This window comes from Streptomyces cyslabdanicus (assembly GCF_052663305.1).
This window is the reverse complement of sequence record NZ_JBQRUW010000004.1, coordinates 81,509-102,546: the sequence shown is the minus strand read 5'-3', so window position 1 is coordinate 102,546 and position 21,038 is coordinate 81,509. Positions and strand designations below refer to the sequence as shown.

The following is a 21,038-nucleotide window of genomic DNA, read 5'->3' as shown; positions in this document are numbered from 1 at the left end:
GGGAAAAAAGGAAGGAAAGAAAAAAGGGAGCGGGAGAAGATCCGACCCAATCCCCCCCCCCCCCCCGGGCCTCTTCCGGTGGGGACTACGACTTGGCGAAGCGGACGGTCACTTGCCGGCCAGCTTCCAGGCGGTGGGGAGCAGGCCCATCGCCAGGGCGGCCTTGAGGGCGTCGCCGATCAGGAACGGGACGAGGCCGGCGGCGAGCGCGGCGGACGCGGACATGCCGGTGGCCAGGGCCAGGTAGGGCACGCCGACCGCGTAGATGACCGCCTGGCCCAGCACCATCGTGCCGGCCGTGCGCCAGACGTTACGGTCGCCGCCGCGGCGGGCCAGGGCGCCCACGACGGTGGCGGCGAGCAGCATGCCGACCACGTAGCCGAAGGAGACGGAGCCCACGCCCGAGGCGCCGCCGGCGAACCACGGCATACCCGCCGCGCCCAGGAGCGCGTACAGCGCCAGGGAGAGGAAACCGCGGCCGGCGCCCAGCGTGGTGCCCACGAGCAGCGCCGCGAAGGTCTGGCCGGTCACCGGCACCGGGGAGTGCGGCACGGGCAGCGAGATCTGGGCGGCGAGTCCGGTGAGCGCGGCGCCGCCCACCACGAGGGCCGCGTCCCGGACACGGGAGGAGGGCAGCAGGTCGGCGAGGACGACCCCGGTACGGGCGGGGGCGGCGGCAGCGGTGCTCATGGGGACTCCGCGGGGTGAGGACGGTTCGGGACAGCGTGACGCTATCCCAGCGGCGGCGCGACGATCACCGTCAGCGCCCGACAAGGGGGGAACGGACGCTTGGTCGGTTCCACACAAAGGAGCGGCCGTAGACCCGGTGGGGCGTGACGCCTGTCACTGAGTTGACGCGGTTTCCGCCCCGCTCGCCGAGGGAAGCGCGACTGTAGGATCCCGCCAAACGGCCCGGCTGCTCGATCATGCACGGCACCTCGCACCGCGCCGCGGCCGCGGCCACCCGGCGCGGGGTAGTCGCCGTCTCACGCTGTGCACGGAGCGCGTCCGGATGGTGAGCGGCCGATCCTTCGCGGTGCGGCGGCCGCCCAGACTGTGGGGGCTTTCGAATCCGCCCCCCACCGGACGAGCCGCCCATGCCAAGCAGCACCCGTGTCGAAACGCCCCCGCGGGCGGACGACGCCTCCCTGTCCCACGGTCTGAAGCAGCGCCACCTGTCGATGATCGCCCTCGGCGGTGTGATCGGCGCCGGCCTGTTCGTCGGCTCCGGCGCGGGCATCGCCGCCGCCGGACCCTCGATCGTCGTCGCCTACGCCCTGTCCGGCACGCTCGTGATGCTGGTCATGCGGATGCTGGGGGAGATGTCGGCCGCGTATCCGTCGTCGGGCTCGTTCTCCGCGCACGCCGAGCGGGCGTTCGGCCCGTGGGCCGGTTTCACCGCGGGCTGGTCGTTCTGGGTGCTGCTGTGCACCGCGGTCGGTCTGGAGGGCATGGGCGCCGCGAAGATCGTCACGGGGTGGCTGCCGGGCACGCCGGAGTGGGTGTGGGTGGCGCTGTTCATGGTGGTGTTCTGCGGCACGAACCTGGCCGCGGTGAAGAACTTCGGCGAGTTCGAGTTCTGGTTCGCCGCGCTGAAGGTCGGCGCGATCGCCCTGTTCCTGGTCCTCGGCGTGCTGGCCGTCGCGGGCGTGCTGCCCGGCACGCACTCCCCGGGCGCCTCGAACCTCACCGACTTCCTGCCGCACGGCGGCCACGGCCTGGTCGTCGGCCTGCTCGCCTCCGTCTTCGCCTACGGCGGCCTGGAGACGGTCACCATCGCGGCGGCCGAGTCGGAGAACCCGGTGCGCGGTGTGGCGAGTGCCGTGCGCACGGCGATGTGGCGCATCGCGCTGTTCTACGTCGGTTCCATGGCGGTGATCGTCACGCTCGTCCCCTGGGACTCCGAGGAGGTCGTCGGGAGGGGCCCGTACGTGGCCGCGCTGGACCACCTCGGCATCCCCGGGGCCGGCCAGCTGATGAACGTGGTGGTGCTGGTCGCGCTGCTGAGTGCGATGAACGCCAACATCTACGGCTCCTCGCGCATCGCGTACTCGCTGGTCGAGCGCGGTCAGGGCCCGAAGGCGCTGGCGAAGGTGTCCGGCGGGGTGCCCCGGCCGGCGGTGCTCGCCAGCTCCGTCTTCGGTTTCGTCTGCGTGCTGCTGAGCTACTGGCGGCCGAGCGACGTCTTCCCCTGGCTGCTGAACATGATCGGCGCGGTGATCCTCGTCGTCTGGATCTTCATCGCCGTCTCGCAGCTGCGCCTGCGCCGCAGGCTGGAGCAGGAGGCGCCGGAGAAGCTGGCGGTCCGGATGTGGGCGTTCCCGTGGCTGACCTGGGTGGCCCTGGCCGGTATGGCGGCGGTCTTCGTCCTCATGGCCGGTGAGTCCGGCACCCGGGTGCAGCTGTACTCGACGGGCGGCATGACGATCTTCCTGGCGGCGATCGGGTACGTCCGGCAGCGCACGCGCACCCGGAGCTGACCCGGCGCCGGGCGTCGCCCCGGAGCGGAGAGAAAGCCCCCACGGGCAGGAGAAAGCCCCCGCGAGAAGGCGACTCGCGGGGGCTTTCGCCGATCGGAACGCCTCAGAGGGTGACCGGACGGCTCAGAGGGTGACGGGTCGAAGGTCGCGGACCTGTCGGGTCACAGGTTGCTGAAGTCCGGTCCCACCGTGCGGGTGCGCTTGATCTCGTAGAAGCCCGGGACGGAGGCGACCGCGAGGGTGCCGTCCCAGAGCCGGGCGGCCTGCTCGCCCTTGGGGGTGGGGGTGACGACCGGGCCGAAGAAGGCGAGCTGCTCGCCGTCCGGGCCGGGCACCGCGATGACCGGGGTGCCGACGTCCTGGCCGACCTTCTCGATGCCCTCCTTGTGCGAGGCGCGCAGCTCGGCGTCGAACTCGAAGTCCTCCTGGTCGGCGTACTCGATCAGGTCGGCGGGCAGGCCCACCTCCTCGAGCGCGGCGACCAGGGCCTCGCGGGTGGGGCCCTCGCCGCGGTTGTGGAAGCGGGTACCGAGCGCGGTGTACAACGGGCCGAGGACGTCATGGCCGTGCTTCTGCCAGGCCGCGGTGACCACCCGGACCGGCGCCCACGCCTTGGTGGTCAGCAGCTCCCGGTACTCCTCGGGCAGCTCGTCCAGCCTCGGCTCGTTGAGCACCGCGAGGCTCATGATGTGCCAGCGGACCTCGATGTCCCGCACCTTCTCCACTTCCAGCACCCACCGGGACGTGATCCAGGCCCAGGGACACAGCGGGTCGAACCAGAAGTCGACGGGAGTCTTGCCGGACGACGGGGTCGCGGCGGAGGCGGTCTCGGACATGGCTCTCCTCGGTAAGGGGTCGTTGAAGTGCCAACATCAACGATCGCGTACGGCATTCCCGGCTGCCGCGCGGCAAACCCGCATGGCAGGATCGGTGCTGTCCACATCGTGAAACCATCCGAGGGAGTGCCGCCTGTGCCCGGTGAGAATCTGTCCCGCGACGAGGCCCGGGAGCGGGCCGCCCTGCTGTCCGTCGACGGATACGAGGTGTCCCTGGACGTACGGTCCGCGGTGGGCGAGGACACCGGGGACGGTCCGCGGACGTTCCGGTCCGTGACGACGATCCGGTTCCGCTGCAACGAGCCGGGCGCGTCGAGCTTCGCCGACCTGCTCGCGCCGAGCGTCACCGCCGTCTCGCTCAACGGCAGGGACCTCGACCCCAGCGAGGTCTTCGACGGCTCCCGGATCCTCCTGGAGGACCTGGCCGCCGACAACGAGCTCGTCGTGGACGCGCAGTGCGCCTACTCGCGCACCGGCGAGGGCCTGCACCGCTTCGTCGACCCGGAGGACGGCGAGGTCTACCTCTACACGCAGTACGAGCCCGCCGACTCCCGCCGGGTCTTCGCCAACTTCGAGCAGCCCGACCTCAAGGCGCCGTACCGCTTCGAGGTGCGGGCGCCGGAGGGCTGGACGGTGTGGAGCAACGGGGCGGGCGAGGTCCAGGACGGGGTGTGGCGGTTCGCCGAGACCAAGCCGATCTCGACGTACATCACCTGCGTGGTCGCGGGCCCGTACCACTACGTCACGGACTCCTACGAGCGGGTGTTCGAGGACGGCACGCGGCTGGAGATCCCGCTGGGCGCGCTGTGCCGCAAGGGACTCGCCAGGCACTTCGACGCCGACGACGTCTTCCTGGTCACCAAGCAGGGCCTGGACTTCTTCCACGACTACTTCGACTACCCGTACCCGTTCGGCAAGTACGACCAGGCGTTCGTGCCCGAGTACAACCTCGGCGCCATGGAGAACCCGGGTCTGGTCACCTTCCGGGAGGAGTACATCTTCCGCGGGAAGGTGACGCAGGCCTCCTACGAGGCCCGGGCCAACGTGATCCTGCACGAGATGGCGCACATGTGGTTCGGCGACCTGGTCACCATGGAGTGGTGGGACGACCTGTGGCTGAAGGAGTCCTTCGCTGACTTCATGGGCTCCTTCTCGCTGGTCGGCGCGACCCGCTTCACGGACGGCTGGATCACCTTCGCCAACCGCCGCAAGGCCTGGGCGTACCGCGCGGACCAGCTGCCCTCCACGCACCCGGTCACCGCGGACATCCGTGACCTGCAGGACGCCAAACTGAACTTCGACGGCATCACCTACGCCAAGGGCGCCTCGGTGCTCAAGCAGCTGGTGGCGTACGTCGGCCAGGACGCGTTCCTGGAGGGCGCGCGGCGCTACTTCAAGCGGCACGCCTACGGCAACACCCGGCTGGGCGACCTGCTCGCGGTGCTGGAGGAGACCAGCGGCCGGGACATGGGCGCGTGGGCGCGGTCGTGGCTCCAGACGGCCGGGGTCAACTCGCTGACCCCGCAGGTGGTGCTGGGCGCCGACGGCCGGATCGAGGAGCTGGCGGTGGTGCAGGAGGCCTCTGCCATCGCCCCGGCGGACCACCCCGAGCTGCGCCCGCACCGGGTGGCGGTGGGCCTGTACCAGCGGTCCGAGGTGGGGGCGCTGGAGCGGTACGCGCGTGCCGAGACCGACGTGGCCGGCGCCCGTACGGTGGTGTCCGAGCTGGCGGGTGCGGACGCGCCCGATCTGGTGCTGGTCAACGACGACGACCTGACCTACTGCAAGATCCGCTTCGACGAGACCTCGCTGGCGGTCCTGCGGGAGCACCTGGGCGCCCTGACCGACCCTCTGGCCCGTGCGCTGTGCTGGTCGGCGCTGTGGAACCTGACCCGGGACGCGCTGCTGCCGGCGCGGGACTTCGTCGACCTGGTGCTGCGCTTCGCCGGCCGGGAGACCGACATCGGTGTGCTCCAGATGCTGCACGCCTGGGCGGAGTCGGCGCTGGTGCACTACGCGGCGCCGCAGTGGCGGGAGACCGGCGGGCGGGCGCTGGCCGAGGGCGCGCTGGCCGAGTTGCGGCAGGCCGAGCCGGGCAGCGAGCACCAGCTCGCGTGGGCGCGCTTCTTCGCCACGACGGCCTCCGCGCCGGGCGACCTGGAGCTGCTGAAGTCGCTGCTGGACGGCACGGAGGAGATCGCCGGCCTGGACGTCGACCAGGAGCTGCGCTGGGCGTTCCTGGAACCGCTGGCGGCGCACGGGGTGGCGGACGAGAAGGCGCTCGCCGCCGAACTCGCCCGGGACGACACCGCCTCCGGCAAGCGGCACCAGGTGCGCTGCCTGGCCGCGCGGCCCTCCGCCGACGTCAAGGCGCGGGCCTGGGAGCAGGTGGTGGACTCCGACGCGTTGTCGAACGCGCTGGTGGAGGCGACGATCGCGGGCTTCGGGCAGGCCTCCCAGCGGGAGCTGCTCGCGCCGTACGCGTCGAGGTACTTCGAGGCGATCGAGCGGGTGTGGACCGAGCGGTCCATCCAGATCGGCATGGATGTCGTGCAGGGTCTTTTCCCGGCGTTGCAGGACTCGCCGGGGACGGTGGAGGCGGCCGACGCGTGGCTCTCCGCGCACGAGGGAGCCGCTCCCGCCCTGCGCCGCCTGGTGCTGGAGGCCCGGGACGACCTGGCCCGGGCACTGCGCGGACAGGCGTGCGACGCGGCGGCCGGAACCTCCGCTGCCTGAGCCGTAGTTCTGGCCAACGGTCGGGCGCGCCTCAGCTGTTACAAGATGCGTGCCCGGCTCGCCGTAACCCCTGGTCCACCCGCGTGGGGATCAGGGGTTTCCGGCATCCGAACAACCGTCCTTCAGGGCGGGCTTGTCCAGGTTTGTCGACGGGCCTGTAACAGCGGTTGAAGGCCGGACACGGGGCGGGGAACGTGCCGGACATGAACCACGAAACCCCGCTCTCCCCCCGCCCCCTGCACCATCTGGCCGAGGCGCCCCGCCGGGTCCTGACCGCCGCTCAGCTGCGCGAGCACGGAGTGTCGGCGGCCGAGGCGGCCGTGCGGTGCCGCGCCGGCGGGCCCTGGCGGCAGCTCCTGCCGGGGGTGTTCCTGCTCCATCCCGGCCCACCGACGAGTGAGGAACGGCTGCACGCGGTCCTCCTGTACGCGGCGCGCGGGCCCCTTCCGCGCACGGCCGCCGGGGTGCCGGCGCAGCCGACCGCCGGGGATCCGCAGCGCCCGGTGTACGCGGACGTGATGGTGACCGGTCTGGCGGCGCTCACCCTGCACGGCTTCGCCACGTCTCCCGGCCTGCCGGCGCTGGAGGAGATCGACGTCCTGGTGGAGCGCGGCCGGCGGCTGCGCTCGGCCGGCTGCGCGCGGATCGTCCGGGCGGCCGGGCTGCCCGCCGCCGAGGCGGTCACGGGTCTGCCGGTCGCGCCGGTGCCGCGCGCCCTGGCGGACGCGGTGGCCGGCCTGTCCGACGCGGGCACGGTACAGCGGCTGCTGACGGAGGCGGTGCGTGGCGGGTACTGCGAGCCGTCCGCCGTGGTCCGCGAGTTGGCCGGGGCCGGGCTGCTTGGCCGGCCGTACGTGGTGGACGCGGTGGACCTGCTGCTGGCGGAGGGGCGGGCGCTCGCGGAGGGCCGGCTGTACCGGATGGTGCGTGAGCACGGCCTGCCGGACCCGGTCTGGAACGTGGACCTCCGCCTGCCGGGCGGGCCCCGTCTCGGCGGCGTGGACGCCTACTGGCCACAGCAGGCGGTCGCGCTGGAGCTGGACACCCGCGCACCCCGCCCGGGCGGCCGGCCCGACGACGGGTCCCCGTGCTCCGAACACGCCCGCAGGCGCGAGCACCTGGAGCGGCTGGGCATCACGGTCGTCCACATCAGCCCCAGGAAGCTTCGGGAGTCCCTGGACCAGCAGGCGATCGTCGTCCGCACCGCCCTGATGGCAGCCGCCGACCGCGATCCTGCCGCATCCGTGGCAGTGCTTCCCCGGTAGCGGCCGGGCGCCCACGGGGGCACGTCGGGCAGGTCCGGGCGCGACGGAGTGAACGCCCGTGCCGGCAGGGGCGGTTGGGGCCCCGCGCCGTCGAGGGAAGTGGCACGGTTTGGGCCTCTATGCCTCTCGTGGCGCATGGCGGAAGTACGCCATGCTTCCATCCCGACAAGACCAAGTCTCGTCAAACATCTTTCCCTTGGGTAAAGCTGAGCGATCATCCGACCCCGAAATCCGGACGATCGCGATCGACCTCGATCGCACCTCGCTTGGTTCCTTTACCTGCAAGGGATGCCGATGACCCCCGACCCCCAGCGCGCACCGATCACGGGCGCGAGACGCCTGGCCCGCATCGCCATGGCCGCCGGCGTGGTGGCCGCGCTCTCCGTGGCCGGCCCGATACCCCTGGCCGTCGCCCAGGACGGCCCCGCGTCCGCCGACCCGACCGCCAAGTCGGCGCGCCACCACAAGTTCGGTTCGGCCGGCGCCGAACTGCTCGCCGAGGCCAAGGCCGAGGGCGCCAAGAACGTCACCATGATGATCGCGACCGAGCCCGGCAAGACCGAGCAGGTCGCCGAGCAGCTGGACGCCGTCAGGGGCGGCGCCGTGGGCCGCACCTACGACAAGCTCGGCTACGTCCGCGCCACCGTGCCGACGGACAAGGCGGACTCGGTGATCGACGCCGCCACGAAGCTGTCCTCCGTACAGGCCATCGACCTGAAGCAGGACATCCCGCTCGACGACCCGAGGCCCGAGGCGGACACCGCCCAGGGCAAGGACAAGGGCAAGGACAAGGGGAAGGGCACCTACCCGGCGCCGGACAAGAACACCCCCGCCGAGAACCCGTACAACCCGTCCTTCGAGACGGGCGCCGTCGACTTCGTGAAGAAGAACCCGAAGGCGGACGGCCGGGGCATCACCATCGGCATCCTCGACTCCGGCGTGGATCTCGGCCACCCGGCGCTCCAGAAGACCACCACCGGCGAGCGCAAGATCGTCGACTGGGTCACCGCCACCGACCCGATCGTCGACGGCGACGGCACCTGGCGGCCGATGACCACCGGCGTCACCGGTCCCCAGTTCACCGCGGGCGGCAAGACCTGGAAGGCGCCGAGCGGCAACTTCCTGTTCAACACCTTCAGCGAGTCCGCGACCAAGGGCGGCGACGCCAACGGCGACCTGGACCGCGACGGCAAGACCACCAGCGTGTGGGGCGTCCTGTACGACCCGGCCAACGGCACCGTCCGCGTCGACCTGAACAACAACAACGACTTCACGGACGACGTCCCGATGAAGCCGTACAAGGACGGCTACCAGGTCGGTTACTTCGGCCAGGACAAGAAGGACCCGGCCACCGGCGCCGACCTGCGCGTGCCGTTCGTCGTGGAGATCCGCAAGGACGTGGCGATGGACCCCTACGGCGGGTCCTGGATCGGTCAGAAGGCCGACTTCGTCAACATCGGTGTGATCGAGTCCGAGCACGGCACGCACGTCGCCGGCATCACCGCCGCCAACAGCCTGTTCGGCGGCAAGATGAACGGCGCCGCCCCGGGCGCGAAGATCGTCTCCTCCCGGGCCTGCAACTGGAACGGCGGCTGCACCAACGTCGCGCTCACCGAGGGCATGATCGACCTCGTCGCCAACCGCGGCGTGGACATCGTCAACATGTCCATCGGCGGCCTGCCGGCGCTCAACGACGGCAACAACGCCCGCGCGAAGCTGTACACGCGGCTCATCGACACCTACGGCGTGCAGCTCGTGATCTCCGCGGGCAACAGCGGCCCGGGCCTGAACACCATCGGTGACCCCGGCCTCGCCGACAAGGTCCTCTCGGTCGGCGCGAGCATCTCCAAGGAGACCTGGGCGGCCAACTACGGCTCCATCATGGACACCAAGTACTCCATGATGCCGTTCTCCTCGCGCGGTCCGCGTGAGGACGGCGGCTTCGCGCCGATCATCTCGGCGCCCGGCGCGGCCATCAACACCACCCAGACCTGGCTGCCCGGCGGCCCGGTCGCCGAGGCCGGCTACTCGCTGCCGGCCGGCTACTCGATGCTCCAGGGCACCTCGATGGCGTCCCCGCAGGCGGCCGGCGCGTCCGCGCTGCTCCTCTCCGCGGCCAAGCAGAAGCACATCGACCTCACCCCGGCGAAGCTCCGCACCGCGCTGACCTCGACCGCCCAGCACATCAAGGGCGAGCAGCCGCACAGCGAGGGCGCGGGCCTGATCGACATCGTCAAGGCCTGGAAGTCGATCGAGAAGGGCGCCTCGGCGCAGGAGTACACGGTCAAGGCCCCGGTCAGCACCTCGCTGTCCTGGGCACTGGAGACCCCCGACTTCGGCACCGGCCTGTACGACCGCGAGGGCGGTCTGAAGAAGGGCCAGAAGAAGACCTACGAGGTCCAGGTCACCCGCACGACGGGCCAGACCGGTTCGGTCAAGCACCACCTGAGCCTGCAGAACGGCGACGGCACCTTCAAGATCGTCGGTTCGCCCGAGGTCTCGCTGCCGCTGAACAAGCCGGTGACGGTCAAGATCGAGGCGAAGCCCGGCTCCGCCGGTGTGCACAGCGCGATCCTCGAGGTCGACGACCGCGGCACCGAGGGCGTGGACAAGCAGATCATGCTGACCGTGGTGGTCTCCACGGAGATCGCCAAGCCGTCGTACGCCTACTCGGTCTCCGGTGTCGCGCAGCGCAACAGCACGCTGTCGTACTTCGTGACGGTCCCGCAGGGCGCGAAGACCCTCGAGGTCTCGATGAGCGGGCTCAAGGGCCAGAGCCAGACCCGCTTCATCGCGATCCACCCCTACGGCACCCCGGTGGACGACACCTCGACCCCGAGCTGCTACCCGAACTACAACCCGGCCAACACCTGCCGTCCGGACGTGCGTTCGTACGCCAGCCCGATGCCGGGCGTCTGGGAGATCGAGGTCGAGGCGCGTCGCACCTCGCCGCTGCTGGACAACCCGTTCACGCTGAACGCGGCGGTGTACGGACTGGACTTCGACCCCGCGGTGCAGACGGTCGAGGAGGCGAAGGCCGGTACGCCGGCCCCCGTGACCTGGACGCTGACGAACAAGCTCGCCGGGCTGGACGCCAAGCTGAAGGGCGGCTCGCTGGGCTCGGCGAAGTCGGACCGTCCCACCATCCGTGACGGCGAGGAGCAGTACCTGACCGTCGACGTGCCCGCGGGTGCCGAGCGCCTCGACATCGCCATCGGCAACGTCTCGGACGCCGGGGCCGACCTGGACCTCTACGTGTACAACGCCGCCGGCACGCGCGTCGCCTACTCGGCGGCGGGCGGCTCGGAGGAGTCCGTCTCCATCGCCAAGCCCGCCGCGGGCACCTACACCGTCCTGGTCGACGCCTACTCGGTGCCGGCCGGCACCACGGCCTACGACTACCGGGACGTGTACTACTCGGCGGCGCTGGGCTCGGTGAAGGTCGACGAGTCGAAGGTGTACTCGCTCGCCCCGAACGGCACGGCGCAGATCACCGCCGAGGTCGTCGCGAACGCGTCGGCCCCCGCGGGCCGCGAGTTCTTCGGCGAGGTCCAGGTGCTGAACACCCGGGACACCGTCGCGGGCGTCGGCAGCGTGAAGATCGGCAAGGTCGTCCCGTAACGGCGGTCTCCACCTCCGGTACGTGACGGCGGGGCGGGCTCCACTCGGAGCCCGCCCCTTGCGTGTGCGGCGGAGCGTTCGCCGCGGAGCCCAGCCACCGGGCCGTCCCGCACCGCCCCGTCCCGGTCCGTCCCACTACGTGGCGATGATTGGACAGACCGGCCCGGGACAGACGCATGATGGAAGCGTCGTCCGCGTACCGCGTACGCGGAACCAGTGAAGTGAGCAGAAGGAGTCCCCGTGAGGATCGGAATCGTCGGAGCCACCGGTCAGGTCGGCACGGTCATGCGCGGCATCCTCACGGAGCGCGATTTCCCGGTCACCGAGCTTCGCCTGTTCGCCTCGGCCCGCTCGGCGGGAACGGTCCTCGACGGGGTCACGGTGGAGGACGCGGCCACCGCGGACTACAGCGGCTTGGACATCGTGCTGTTCTCGGCGGGCGGCGCGACCTCGAAGGCGCTGGCCGAGAAGGTCGCCGCGCAGGGCGCCGTGGTGATCGACAACTCCTCGGCGTGGCGCAGGGACCCGGACGTCCCGCTGGTGGTGTCCGAGGTGAACCCGCACGCGATCGCCGACCGCCCCAAGGGCATCATCGCGAACCCGAACTGCACGACGATGGCCGCGATGCCGGTCCTCAAGCCGCTGCACGCGGAGGCGGGTCTCGAGGCGCTGGTCGTCGCCACCTACCAGGCGGTGTCCGGATCGGGCCTCGCGGGCGTCGCCGAGCTGCACGGCCAGACCCAGAAGGTCGTCGCGGAGGCCGACAGGCTGACCCACGACGGCGCGGCCGTGGACTTCCCCGAGCCGTCCGTCTACAAGCGCCCGATCGCCTTCAACGTGCTCCCCTTCGCGGGCAACCTCGTCGACGACGGCCTGAACGAGACCGACGAGGAGCAGAAGCTCCGCAACGAGTCCCGCAAGATCCTGGAGATCCCGGAGCTGAAGGTGTCCGGCACCTGCGTGCGCGTGCCCGTCTTCTCCGGCCACTCCCTCCAGGTCAACGCCCGTTTCGCGCGCCCGATCGACGTGGAGCGCGCGACCGAGCTGCTGGCCGGCGCCCCCGGTGTCGCCCTCTCGGACATCCCGACGCCGCTCCAGGCGGCCGGCCAGGACCCGTCGTACGTCGGCCGCATCCGCCGCGACGAGACGGTGGACAACGGCCTGGCCCTGTTCATCTCCAACGACAACCTCCGCAAGGGCGCGGCCCTGAACGCGGTGCAGATCGCGGAGCTGGTGGCGGCGGAGCTCAAGGGCTAGCCGGCTCGAGGACCGGTCGGCCCGAAGGCCGGTCGGCCCGAAGGCCGGTCACCGGTCACCGGTCCTGCGCACCTCGTAGAGGAAGCAGCCGTACTCGACGGCCCGGACGTGGACGAGCGCCACGGCCGGGTCGTCGAACGCTTCCGCGAAGGCCGCGTCGAACCGCGCGGAGCCCTCCTGGGCCAGCCGCCCGCCCAGGATGCGCCCGTCGGCGCCGTAGCGCCGGACCACACGGTGGGCGTTGGTGAACGGGTGGCCTTCGCCGACCGACCCCGCGCACTCCCGCGCGTGGACGAAAACCGGCCCTTGTTCGTCGTACGCCCCCGGGGTGGCGCCCGTCCGGGCCGCCCAGCGTCGCAGCGGGGCGTAGGTGACCAGCGCGATCCGCTCCCCCGGCACGCTCCTGCGCAGACAGCAGCGCAGGGGCGCGCCGCCCTCCTCGTCGGTGAACGGGGCCGCCGGGCGTCCGGCGTCGTCCCGCTCCCGCAGCTGCGCCAGCGTGGCCGGTGCGATGGCACGCGCGCCGTGTCCCGTCGTTTCCCTCAGTGTCGTCATGCGTCCAGGCTCGCGCCCCGCCGACCCGGCCACCGGCGCATTCCGGTCGTCGCGCTCCGCGCGCGTCACGTGGAAGGATGGCGCAATCCACACATCACGAGGAGATGACCGCGTGCCTGGCACAAACCTGACTCGCGAAGAGGCGCAGCAGCGGGCGAAGCTGCTCACCGTTGACTCGTACGAGATCGATCTCGACCTCTCCGGCGCGCAGGAGGGCGGCACCTACAGGTCCGTGACCACGGTGCGCTTCGACGTCGCGGGTGGGGGCACCTCCCGCTCGAGCGAAGCCGAGAACGGCGGAAGCACCGCCTCCTTCATCGACCTGGTGGCCCCGGCCGTCCACGAGGTGACCCTCAACGGCGAGTCCCTGGACCCCGCCGAGGTCTTCGAGGACTCCAGGATCGCCCTGCCTGGCCTGCTCCAGGGCCGCAACGTGCTGCGGGTCGTCGCCGACTGCGCGTACACCAACACCGGTGAGGGCCTGCACCGCTTCGTCGACCCGGTCGACGACCAGGCCTACCTCTACACCCAGTTCGAGGTCCCGGACGCCCGCCGGGTCTTCGCCTCCTTCGAGCAGCCGGACCTGAAGGCCACCTTCCAGTTCACGGTCAAGGCGCCCGAGGGCTGGACGGTCGTGTCCAACTCGCCGACCCCCGAGCCCGAGAACAACGTCTGGGTGTTCGAGCCGACGCCGCGCATCTCGACGTACATCACGGCGCTGATCGTCGGGCCGTACCACAGCGTGCACAGCGTGTACGAGAAGGACGGGCAGTCGGTCCCGCTCGGCATCTACTGCCGGCCCTCGCTGGCCGAGTTCCTCGACGCGGACGCGATCTTCGAGGTGACCCGGCAGGGCTTCGACTGGTTCCAGGAGAAGTTCGACTACGCCTACCCGTTCGAGAAGTACGACCAGCTCTTCGTGCCCGAGTTCAACGCGGGCGCGATGGAGAACGCGGGCGCGGTGACCATCCGCGACCAGTACGTCTTCCGGTCCAAGGTGACCGACGCGGCGTACGAGGCGCGGGCCACCACGATCCTGCACGAGCTGGCCCACATGTGGTTCGGCGACCTGGTCACCATGGAGTGGTGGAACGACCTGTGGCTGAACGAGTCGTTCGCCACCTACGCCGAGGCCGCCTGCATGGCGTACGCCCCCGGCTCGAAGTGGCCGCACTCGTGGACCACGTTCGCCAACCAGATGAAGACCTGGGCGTACCGGCAGGACCAGCTGCCCTCCACCCACCCGATCATGGCGGACATCCGCGACCTGGACGACGTGCTCGTCAACTTCGACGGCATCACCTACGCCAAGGGCGCCAGCGTGCTCAAGCAGCTGGTGGCGTACGTCGGCATGGACGAGTTCTTCCGGGGCGTGCAGGCGTACTTCAAGCGGCACGCGTACGGCAACACGCGCCTGTCCGACCTGCTGGGCGCGCTGGAGGAGACCTCCGGACGCGATCTGAAGACCTGGTCGAAGAAGTGGCTGGAGACGGCCGGGATCAACGTCCTGCGTCCGGAGATCGAGACAGACGGTGAGGACGGGGCGGGCGTCATCACCTCCTTCGCGATCCGCCAGGAGGCCCCCGCCCTGCCCGCCGGCGCCAAGGGCGAGGCGACCCTGCGCCCGCACCGCATCGCGGTCGGCCTGTACGACCTCGACGCGGCGAGCGGCAAGCTGGTGCGCGCCGCGGACGGCCGGATCGAGCTGGACGTGGACGGCGAGCTGACCGCCGTGCCGCAGCTGGCCGGCCGGCGCCGTCCGGCGGTCGTCCTGCTCAACGACGACGACCTGTCGTACGCCAAGGTGCGCCTGGACGAGGCGTCGCTGGCCGTCGTCACCGAGCACCTGGGCGACTTCGAGTCCTCGCTGCCGCGCGCTCTGTGCTGGGCGTCGGCCTGGGACATGACCCGGGACGGGGAGCTGGCGACCCGCGACTACCTGTCGCTGGTGCTGTCCGGGATCGGCAAGGAGTCCGACATCGGCGTCGTGCAGTCGCTGCACCGCCAGGTGAAGCTGGCCGTCGACCTGTACTCCGACCCGGCCGCCCGGGAGGCCCTGCTCACCCGCTGGACGGACGCCACGCTGGCGCACCTGCGCGCGGCGGACGCGGGCAGCGACCACCAGCTGGCGTGGGCGCGCGCCTTCGCGGCGACCGCGCGCACGCCGGAGCAGCTGGACCTGCTCGAGTCCCTGCTGGACGGCTCGCACACCGTCGAGGGCCTGGTCGTGGACACGGAGCTGCGCTGGGCGTTCGTGGAGCGGCTGGCGGCCGTCGGGCGGTTCGACGAGGCGGAGATCGCGGGCGAGTACGAGCGCGACAGGACCGCGGCCGGTGAGCGGCACGCGGCCACCGCGCGGGCGGCCCGTCCGACGACGGAGGCCAAGGCCGAGGCGTGGGCGTCGGTCATCGACTCCGACAAGCTGCCGAACGCCGTCCAGGAGGCGGTCATCGAAGGCTTCGTCCAGACCGACCAGCGGGAGCTGCTCGCACCGTACGCCGACCGGTACTTCGAGGTGGTCGAGGACATCTGGGAGTCCCGGTCGTACGAGATCGCCCAGCAGATCGCGGTCGGACTGTACCCGTCGGTCCAGGTGTCCGAGGACACCCTGCGCAAGACCGACGCGTGGCAGGCCTCGGCCGGGCCGAACGCCGCCCTGCGCCGGCTGGTCGCGGAGTCGCGGTCGGGCGTCGAGCGCGCCCTGAAGGCCCAGGCGGCGGACGCGGCGGCGCGGTCGTAACACCGACCCTGCGGTGACAGGGGGCGCCCGGTGCTCGACCGGGCGCCCCCTGTTCCGCTCTCGCGGGGAAACAGGAAAGGCGCGGGCCTGCCGTGCCGCTCACGAAGCTCTCGGCGCGGGGGCCGGCCGTACCAGACGGCGGCACGGTCCTCACCCCGGACGCCGAGCGGGCGGGCCGACCGCCCTGCCCGCTCATGGAGATACCGGCGGGGACTGGCTCGAAGCCGGCGTTCCTGCGCAGGCCCGCCGAGGTCGTCGAGTGGACCGCTCAGCCCACATGGGCGGCGAGCGCGGCGTCGATCGCGGCCGGGTCGGCCGAGTCCGCCGCCCAGGCCACGTAGCCGTCGGGGCGCACCAGCACCGCCGTGCGGCGCCCACTCGCCCAGCGCGCCGCGGTCAGCCGGCCGGCCCTGTCCTGCCCGACCTGGTGCGCGCCCGGCGCGATGAGCACGAACCGGCCGCCGCGCAGGGCCTCGTGGAGCCGGCCGCCACCGGCCAGGGCGACGTCCGGGACGCGGGTGCCGACGAGCCGGTGGGCGCCTCGAGGAGCGGGGTACCGGTAGCCGATGCCGGTGATCTGGGCCGCCGCCCTGCGGCGGACGGGGCCCACCTTGTCGAGGACGGTGGCGAGCGCGGCGCGCAGGGCCAGGCTCCAGGGGCGGTGGGCCATGGCGAGGCGGATGATGCCGCCGCTGCTGCGGAGTACGGACCTGCCGACGGGGTGACGTTCGGCCTGGTAGGTGTCCAGGAGTGCCTCGGGGGCGTGCCGGGTGACGACCTGGGCGAGCTTCCAGCTGAGGTTGGCCGCGTCCTGCAGACCGGTGTTCATGCCCTGCCCGCCGGCCGGGCTGTGGACGTGGGCGGCGTCGCCGGCGAGGAGGACCCGGCCGACGCGGTAGGCGGGCGCCTGACGCTCGTCGCTGTGGAAGCGGGACATCCAGCGGGCGTCGTGCATGCCGAAGTCGGTGCCCAGGGCGAGCCGCGTGATCTCCCGGATCTCCTCCAGGCCGACGGGCGCGCCGGCGGCGGCCTCGGTGCCGCGGCGCCAGCCGATGGCGCGGTAGTAGCCGTCGCCGAAGGGAGCGAGGAAGGCGAAGGCGTCAGCGGCGGCGTTGACAGTCAGCAGGGTCTCGGGCGGCTGGGCGAGGCGTACGTCCGCGAGGACGACGGAGCGGATCACCGAGCGCCCCGGGAAGGGCAGCCCGACCGCCTGCCGCACGCGGCTGCGCATCCCGTCCGTGCCGACGGCGTACGCCGCCCGCAGCGACTCCGCACGGCCGCCGGGCCCGCGGACCTGGACCGTGACGCCGTCCGCGTCCTGGGTCAGGCCGGTCAGCTCGGTCTCGTACCGGAAGTCCACCCCGGCCTTGACCGCACGCCCCTCCAGGGCCCCCTCCACCTCGTACTGCGGAAGGATGAGCACATGGTTGAACCGGGAGGGCAGGGCGGAGAGGTCGATGCCGAGCCGGCCGAAGAGCCGGAGCCGGGTCAGGGGGCGGCCGACGGCCTCCAGGCCGTCGGCGAGGTCGCGGGCGTCGAGCTGTTCGAGGGTGCGGGCGTGCAGGGCGAAGGCGCGGGACAGGTTGCTGACGCGGTGCGGCCGCTTCTCGACGAGGGTGACGGGGACGCCGGCGGCGGCGAGGTCACCGGCCAGGAGCAGCCCGGTGGGGCCGGCGCCGACGACGATCACGGGGGTGCGGTTTCCAGTTCCAGTTGTGCCGGTCATGGGGACCTCCCGGGTCCAACACCTGTTGGCCAACAGCCGTTGACCAACGCTTGTTGGCAAACGTAGTGCGGCAGAGTGGACGTGTCAACACCTGTTGGCCTACGTTTGTTGGCATGCGTGACAGTGCCCCCATCACTCCCAGAACGTCCGCGGCGGCGCCCACACCCGTCCGCCGCTCCGACGCGACCCGTGCCGCCATCCTCGACGCCGCCCGCGAGCGCTTCGCCGCCGACGGGTACGAGCGGGCCACCATCCGGGCCATCGCCAAGGACGCGCACATCGACCCGTCGATGGTCATGCGGTACTACGGCAACAAGGAGGGCCTGTTCGCGGCGGCCGTCACTCTTGATCTACAGCTTCCCGACCTGGCCGCGCTGCCCCGCGACGAGGCCGGACGGACGCTGGTGTCGCACTTCCTCGACTTCTGGGAGGCCAACGGGGAACTCACGGCGATCCTGCGGGTCGGCGTCACGAACACGGCCGGGGCCGAGCGGATGCAGCGGGTGTTCCAGGACCAGTTGCTGCCGATGGCCCGGCAGGTGTGCCCCGACCCCGAGCAGGTCCCGGCTCGGGCCGCGCTGTGCGCGTCGCAGCTGCTGGGGCTCGCGCTCACCCGCTACGTGCTGCGGGTGCCGTCGACCGTCGCCCTGGCACGCGAGGAGATCCTGGCGTGGCTCGCACCCACCGTGCAGCGGTACCTGACCGCACCGCACCCCTGACGAACGCACGCCCCCGGAACACGCCGAGGGCGCCCACCTCGCCCACGTACGGCAGTGCGCGTACGTGCGACGGGGTCGGCGCCCTCGGGTGAGCGTGCGGCGGGCCGCCTCGGGGGCGGGCCCATGGGGGAGGAGAACTCGGTCAGGCCTTGGCGTCGGCCTTGGCCTTGACGTCCACGTCCTGGCTCACGCGCGGCTTCCGGTCCTTGGACTTGTCCAGGGCCATGACCAGGCCGGTGATGACCAGGAACAGCAGGAGGGGGAGACCGACGAACAGACCCAGCGTCTGGATGACGCTCAGGCCCGGGCCGGGGTCGTCGCCGTCGTCGCGGGTCAGCGCGAGCGCGGGAGACGACATGAGCAGCATCATCAGCGTCGTACCGGCGGCCAGAGCGCCGGCGCGCAGGGCGTTCTTCTTGTCCACGGTGCAAACGTAGCGAACGCCGGAACCGGTCGCGCGCGCGGGGTACCGTATCCGCGCCCGAGCACCGGCGTGAGCGGCCCGGCAGGTCAGCCCGCGTCGCCCGGCGCGGTGCGCGCGTCCGTGCGCAGCACGTCCGTCAGGGCATGCAGCCGAGGGGAGGCGGCAAGGTCCTCCAGGGTCACCGGACGGCCCTCGGCATCCGCGACCGGCAGGCGCCAGTTCGGGTACTGGTCCCAGGTGCCGGGCAGGTTCTGCGGACGCCGGTCGCCGACCGCGTCCGGCAGCCACAGGCCGATCATGCGGGCCGGGGTGCGCAGCAGGAAGCGGTGGACGGCCTGGATCCCGGCCTCCTCCGAGGCGGCGCCGGCACCGCCGCCCGCGTCCCGCAGCAGTCCCAGTTCCGCCAGCAGCGCCAGCCACTCGTCCGTGTCCGCGGCCGCCTCCGCGCGCTCCTCCGCCGGCGGGCGGGTGAGCAGGCCGAGGCGGTGGCGCAGTGCGACGTGTTCGCCGGTGAGGCGGGCCGCGGTGGACGGCAGGTCGTGGGTGGTGGCGGTGGCCAGGCAGTCCGCGCGCCAGCGTTCGGGGGGCAGCGGGCGACCCGAGCCCTCCCAGTCCCGTTCGAACCACAGCACCGAGGTGCCGAGCACCCCGCGCCGGTCCAGGGTCTCCCGCACCCCGGGCTCCACCGTCCCCAGGTCCTCGCCGATCACCACGGCCCCCGCCCGCGAGGCCTCGAGGACCAGCACGGCGAGCATGGCCTCGGCGTCGTAGCGGACGTACGTGCCCTCGGTGGGCGGCAGGCCCCGCGGGATCCACCACAGCCGGAACAGGCCCATGACGTGGTCGATGCGCAGGGCGCCCGCGTAGCGGAACAGGGCGCGCAGCAGCCGCCGGAAGGGCGCGTAGCCAAAGGCGGCGAGCCGGTCGGGGCGCCAGGGCGGCAGACCCCAGTCCTGGCCGCGCGCGTTGAAGGCGTCCGGCGGGGCGCCGACCGACATGCCCGCCGCGAAGTGGTCCCGCTGCGCCCAGGCGTCGGCCCCGCCGGGATGCACGCCCACGGCGAGGTCGTGCACGATCCCGATGCCCATGCCCGCCTCGCGGGCGGTGCGTTGGGCGGCGGTGAGCTGGGCGTCGGTGAGCCAGGCGAGCCAGGAGTGGAAGTCGACGCGGTCCCTCAGCTCGGCGCGGGCGCGGGTGGTCTCCGCCGAGCGCGGGTCCCGCAGCCCCTCGGGCCACCGGCTCCAGTCCGAGCCGTGCACCTCGGCGAGGGCGTACCAGGTGGCGTGGTCCTCCAGGGCCCGGCCCTGCTCGGCGAGGAAGTCGGCGTAGGCGGCGCGGCGGCCGGGCCCGAGCGGTACCCGCCGCACCAGCTCCAGCGCCTCCCGCTTGAGCTCCCACACCGCGTCCCGGTCGATCAGCGCGCCCTCGTCCAGTACGGCGGCGCGCAGCCGGCCGGCCCGCTCCCGCAGGGCCCGCAGCCGCTCGCGGTCCTCGGCGTACGCGAACTCCGGGACGTCCTCGACGCGCAGGTGCACCGGGTCGGGGAAGCGGCGCGAGGAGGGACGGTAGGGGGACGGGTCGGCGGGCGGTCCGGGTACGGCCGCGTGCAGCGGGTTGACCTGGACGAACCCGGCGCCCAGCGCCCGTCCGGCCCAGCCGCTCAGCTCGGCGAGGTCGCCGAGGTCGCCCATGCCCCAGGAACGGTGGGAGAGCAGGGAGTACAGCTGGACGAGCAGCCCGTACGAGCGTCCCGCCGGGGTGGGCAGCCGGGGCGGGGCGGCGATCAGATGCGCCCGCGCGGTGCGGCCGTCGGGGGCGGTGGCGGTCAGCCGGTGGACGCCCGGCGGAAGGCCCTCCGCGCCGCCGGTCCGGTCCACTCCGTGCACCCACGTGCGGGTCCCGCCCTGCTCCGTCCCGACGTCCAGCCGGCTGCCGGGCGGCAGCCCGGCGAGGGCGGCCGGCGGCAGCCCGGCGTCCGCCTCTGCCGCCGGGTCGCCGCCCACGAGGGCGTCAGGCACGGGGCCCAGCCAGCACACGACCGTCGGCGGCAGCAGCCGTTCGTCCCGTTCCCGTTCGCGGATGGTGAGCGCGGCGCGGGCGGCCGCGGGGGTGCTCGCGTCGACGTCCAGGGCGGCCAGGGCTGCGACGACCGCGGTGGCGGAGGCGGTGACCGTGCGGCCCGGGGAGGGGCTGTAGGAGGTGGCCACGCCGTGCAGCGCGGCGAGCCGGGTCAGCTCGTCACCGAGAGGTCCGGAAGGTCCGGGAGGTTCGTCCGGCCGCGGTTCCGTCATCTACAGCTCCGCGCGACAGGGGTCCTGTTCGGTCGACTCGGCGACCGACTCGCTGGTCAGGGGGGCCGTCTCGGCGAGCGGCGGCTCGCTGGTGAGGGGCTCGGCGTCGGGCAGCGGCGGCTCGCTGGTCAGCGGGACGTCGGCGCGGGTTCCCTCCGCGCTGAACACGCTCAGGCCGGGGTCGGCGGGCAGCCGACGCTCGGGCGGCAGTCCGGCGGGGGACGGCAGTCCGGTGGTGGACGGCAGGTCGTCGGCGGGCGGCAGGTGGTCGGCGGGCGGCTCCGCCACGTGTTGGGACAGGGCCGAGAGCAGAAGGTGCGCCGGTGCGGCCACGGGGGCCTCCTTGTCGAGTACGGCATCAAGGGGATTACCGCAGCCCTACCCAGTG

Annotated in this window: 14 protein-coding genes; 7 read left to right on the top strand and 7 right to left on the bottom strand. The window is 72.4% G+C overall.

What is annotated here, in order from left to right:
• Nucleotides 1-108: 108 nt before the first annotated feature.
• Nucleotides 109-690 carry a biotin transporter BioY gene (locus ACTYVM_RS03975; RefSeq protein ID WP_400025149.1) on the bottom strand — a complete coding sequence of 194 codons (582 nt, stop codon included), beginning with the start codon at nt 688-690 and terminating at the stop codon, nt 109-111.
• A 407-nt stretch (nt 691-1,097) separates the two neighbouring features.
• On the opposite strand from ACTYVM_RS03975, the gene ACTYVM_RS03970 reads away from it, so the two are divergent.
• Entirely contained in the window at nt 1,098-2,480 is a 1,383-nt protein-coding gene (locus tag ACTYVM_RS03970; protein ID WP_445524566.1) for an amino acid permease, read from the top strand.
• A gap of 161 nt (nt 2,481-2,641) precedes the next feature.
• Here the strand turns inward: ACTYVM_RS03970 and ACTYVM_RS03965 are convergent, their stop codons facing one another.
• Entirely contained in the window at nt 2,642-3,316 is a 675-nt protein-coding gene (locus ACTYVM_RS03965; RefSeq protein ID WP_445524565.1) for a mycothiol-dependent nitroreductase Rv2466c family protein, read from the bottom strand.
• Between the two features lie 135 nt (nt 3,317-3,451).
• On the opposite strand from ACTYVM_RS03965, the gene pepN (ACTYVM_RS03960) reads away from it, so the two are divergent.
• The 4 genes from pepN (ACTYVM_RS03960) to ACTYVM_RS03945 all read left to right on the top strand — a co-directional run bounded on the left by pepN (ACTYVM_RS03960) (nt 3,452) and on the right by ACTYVM_RS03945 (nt 12,195).
• Complete coding sequence (gene pepN / locus ACTYVM_RS03960) at nt 3,452-6,052, top strand: aminopeptidase N (RefSeq protein WP_445524564.1); 2,601 nt, start codon at nt 3,452-3,454, stop codon at nt 6,050-6,052.
• Between the two features lie 203 nt (nt 6,053-6,255).
• On the top strand, nt 6,256-7,317 hold the full coding sequence (locus ACTYVM_RS03955; RefSeq protein ID WP_445524563.1) for an amino acid adenylation domain-containing protein: 1,062 nt from the start codon (nt 6,256-6,258) through the stop codon (nt 7,315-7,317).
• 294 nt (nt 7,318-7,611) lie between these two features.
• Nucleotides 7,612-10,938 carry a S8 family serine peptidase gene (locus tag ACTYVM_RS03950; RefSeq protein WP_445524562.1) on the top strand — a complete coding sequence of 1,109 codons (3,327 nt, stop codon included), beginning with the start codon at nt 7,612-7,614 and terminating at the stop codon, nt 10,936-10,938.
• Nucleotides 10,939-11,178: 240 nt separating this feature from the next.
• Nucleotides 11,179-12,195 carry an aspartate-semialdehyde dehydrogenase gene (locus ACTYVM_RS03945; protein ID WP_445524561.1) on the top strand — a complete coding sequence of 339 codons (1,017 nt, stop codon included), beginning with the start codon at nt 11,179-11,181 and terminating at the stop codon, nt 12,193-12,195.
• Between the two features lie 48 nt (nt 12,196-12,243).
• Here the strand turns inward: ACTYVM_RS03945 and ACTYVM_RS03940 are convergent, their stop codons facing one another.
• A complete protein-coding gene (locus ACTYVM_RS03940; protein WP_445524560.1) occupies nt 12,244-12,750 on the bottom strand; it encodes a DUF1203 domain-containing protein in 507 nt (168 codons plus the stop codon).
• 112 nt (nt 12,751-12,862) lie between these two features.
• Here ACTYVM_RS03940 and pepN (ACTYVM_RS03935) point away from each other — a divergent pair, with 112 nt between their 5' ends.
• Complete coding sequence (gene pepN / locus ACTYVM_RS03935; RefSeq protein ID WP_445524559.1) at nt 12,863-15,490, top strand: aminopeptidase N; 2,628 nt, start codon at nt 12,863-12,865, stop codon at nt 15,488-15,490.
• Nucleotides 15,491-15,758: 268 nt separating this feature from the next.
• On the opposite strand, the gene ACTYVM_RS03930 is transcribed toward pepN (ACTYVM_RS03935), so the two are convergent.
• The gene (locus ACTYVM_RS03930) at nt 15,759-17,216 is read right to left on the bottom strand and encodes an FAD-dependent monooxygenase (protein ID WP_445524558.1); all 1,458 of its coding nucleotides are present in this window, start codon (nt 17,214-17,216) and stop codon (nt 15,759-15,761) included.
• A 113-nt stretch (nt 17,217-17,329) separates the two neighbouring features.
• Between ACTYVM_RS03930 and ACTYVM_RS03925 the strand changes: the two genes are divergently transcribed.
• Nucleotides 17,330-17,935, top strand: coding sequence for a TetR/AcrR family transcriptional regulator (locus ACTYVM_RS03925; protein ID WP_445524557.1), 606 nt, complete (start codon nt 17,330-17,332; stop codon nt 17,933-17,935).
• A gap of 142 nt (nt 17,936-18,077) precedes the next feature.
• Here ACTYVM_RS03925 and ACTYVM_RS03920 read toward each other — a convergent pair whose 3' ends face one another.
• The 3 genes from ACTYVM_RS03920 to ACTYVM_RS03910 form a co-directional block, all read right to left on the bottom strand.
• On the bottom strand, nt 18,078-18,359 hold the full coding sequence (locus ACTYVM_RS03920) for a hypothetical protein (protein ID WP_445524556.1): 282 nt from the start codon (nt 18,357-18,359) through the stop codon (nt 18,078-18,080).
• An 86-nt stretch (nt 18,360-18,445) separates the two neighbouring features.
• Nucleotides 18,446-20,650, bottom strand: a complete 2,205-nt coding sequence (gene malQ / locus ACTYVM_RS03915) for a 4-alpha-glucanotransferase (RefSeq protein WP_445524555.1) — start codon at nt 20,648-20,650, stop codon at nt 18,446-18,448.
• On the bottom strand, nt 20,651-20,983 hold the full coding sequence (locus ACTYVM_RS03910) for a hypothetical protein (RefSeq protein ID WP_445524554.1): 333 nt from the start codon (nt 20,981-20,983) through the stop codon (nt 20,651-20,653).
• Nucleotides 20,984-21,038: the final 55 nt, after the last annotated feature.

Excerpts from the sequence above, each read along its gene's own strand:
- ACTYVM_RS03975 (WP_400025149.1), bottom strand. The coding sequence starts at position 690 with ATGAGCACCGCTGCCGCCGCCCCCGCCCGTACCGGGGTCGTCCTCGCC.
- ACTYVM_RS03970 (WP_445524566.1), top strand. The coding sequence starts at position 1,098 with ATGCCAAGCAGCACCCGTGTCGAAACGCCCCCGCGGGCGGACGACGCC.
- ACTYVM_RS03965 (WP_445524565.1), bottom strand. The coding sequence starts at position 3,316 with ATGTCCGAGACCGCCTCCGCCGCGACCCCGTCGTCCGGCAAGACTCCC.
- ACTYVM_RS03955 (WP_445524563.1), top strand. The coding sequence starts at position 6,256 with ATGAACCACGAAACCCCGCTCTCCCCCCGCCCCCTGCACCATCTGGCC.
- ACTYVM_RS03950 (WP_445524562.1), top strand. The coding sequence starts at position 7,612 with ATGACCCCCGACCCCCAGCGCGCACCGATCACGGGCGCGAGACGCCTG.
- ACTYVM_RS03940 (WP_445524560.1), bottom strand. The coding sequence starts at position 12,750 with ATGACGACACTGAGGGAAACGACGGGACACGGCGCGCGTGCCATCGCA.
- ACTYVM_RS03930 (WP_445524558.1), bottom strand. The coding sequence starts at position 17,216 with ATGACCGGCACAACTGGAACTGGAAACCGCACCCCCGTGATCGTCGTC.
- ACTYVM_RS03925 (WP_445524557.1), top strand. The coding sequence starts at position 17,330 with ATGCGTGACAGTGCCCCCATCACTCCCAGAACGTCCGCGGCGGCGCCC.
- malQ (WP_445524555.1), bottom strand. The coding sequence starts at position 20,650 with ATGACGGAACCGCGGCCGGACGAACCTCCCGGACCTTCCGGACCTCTC.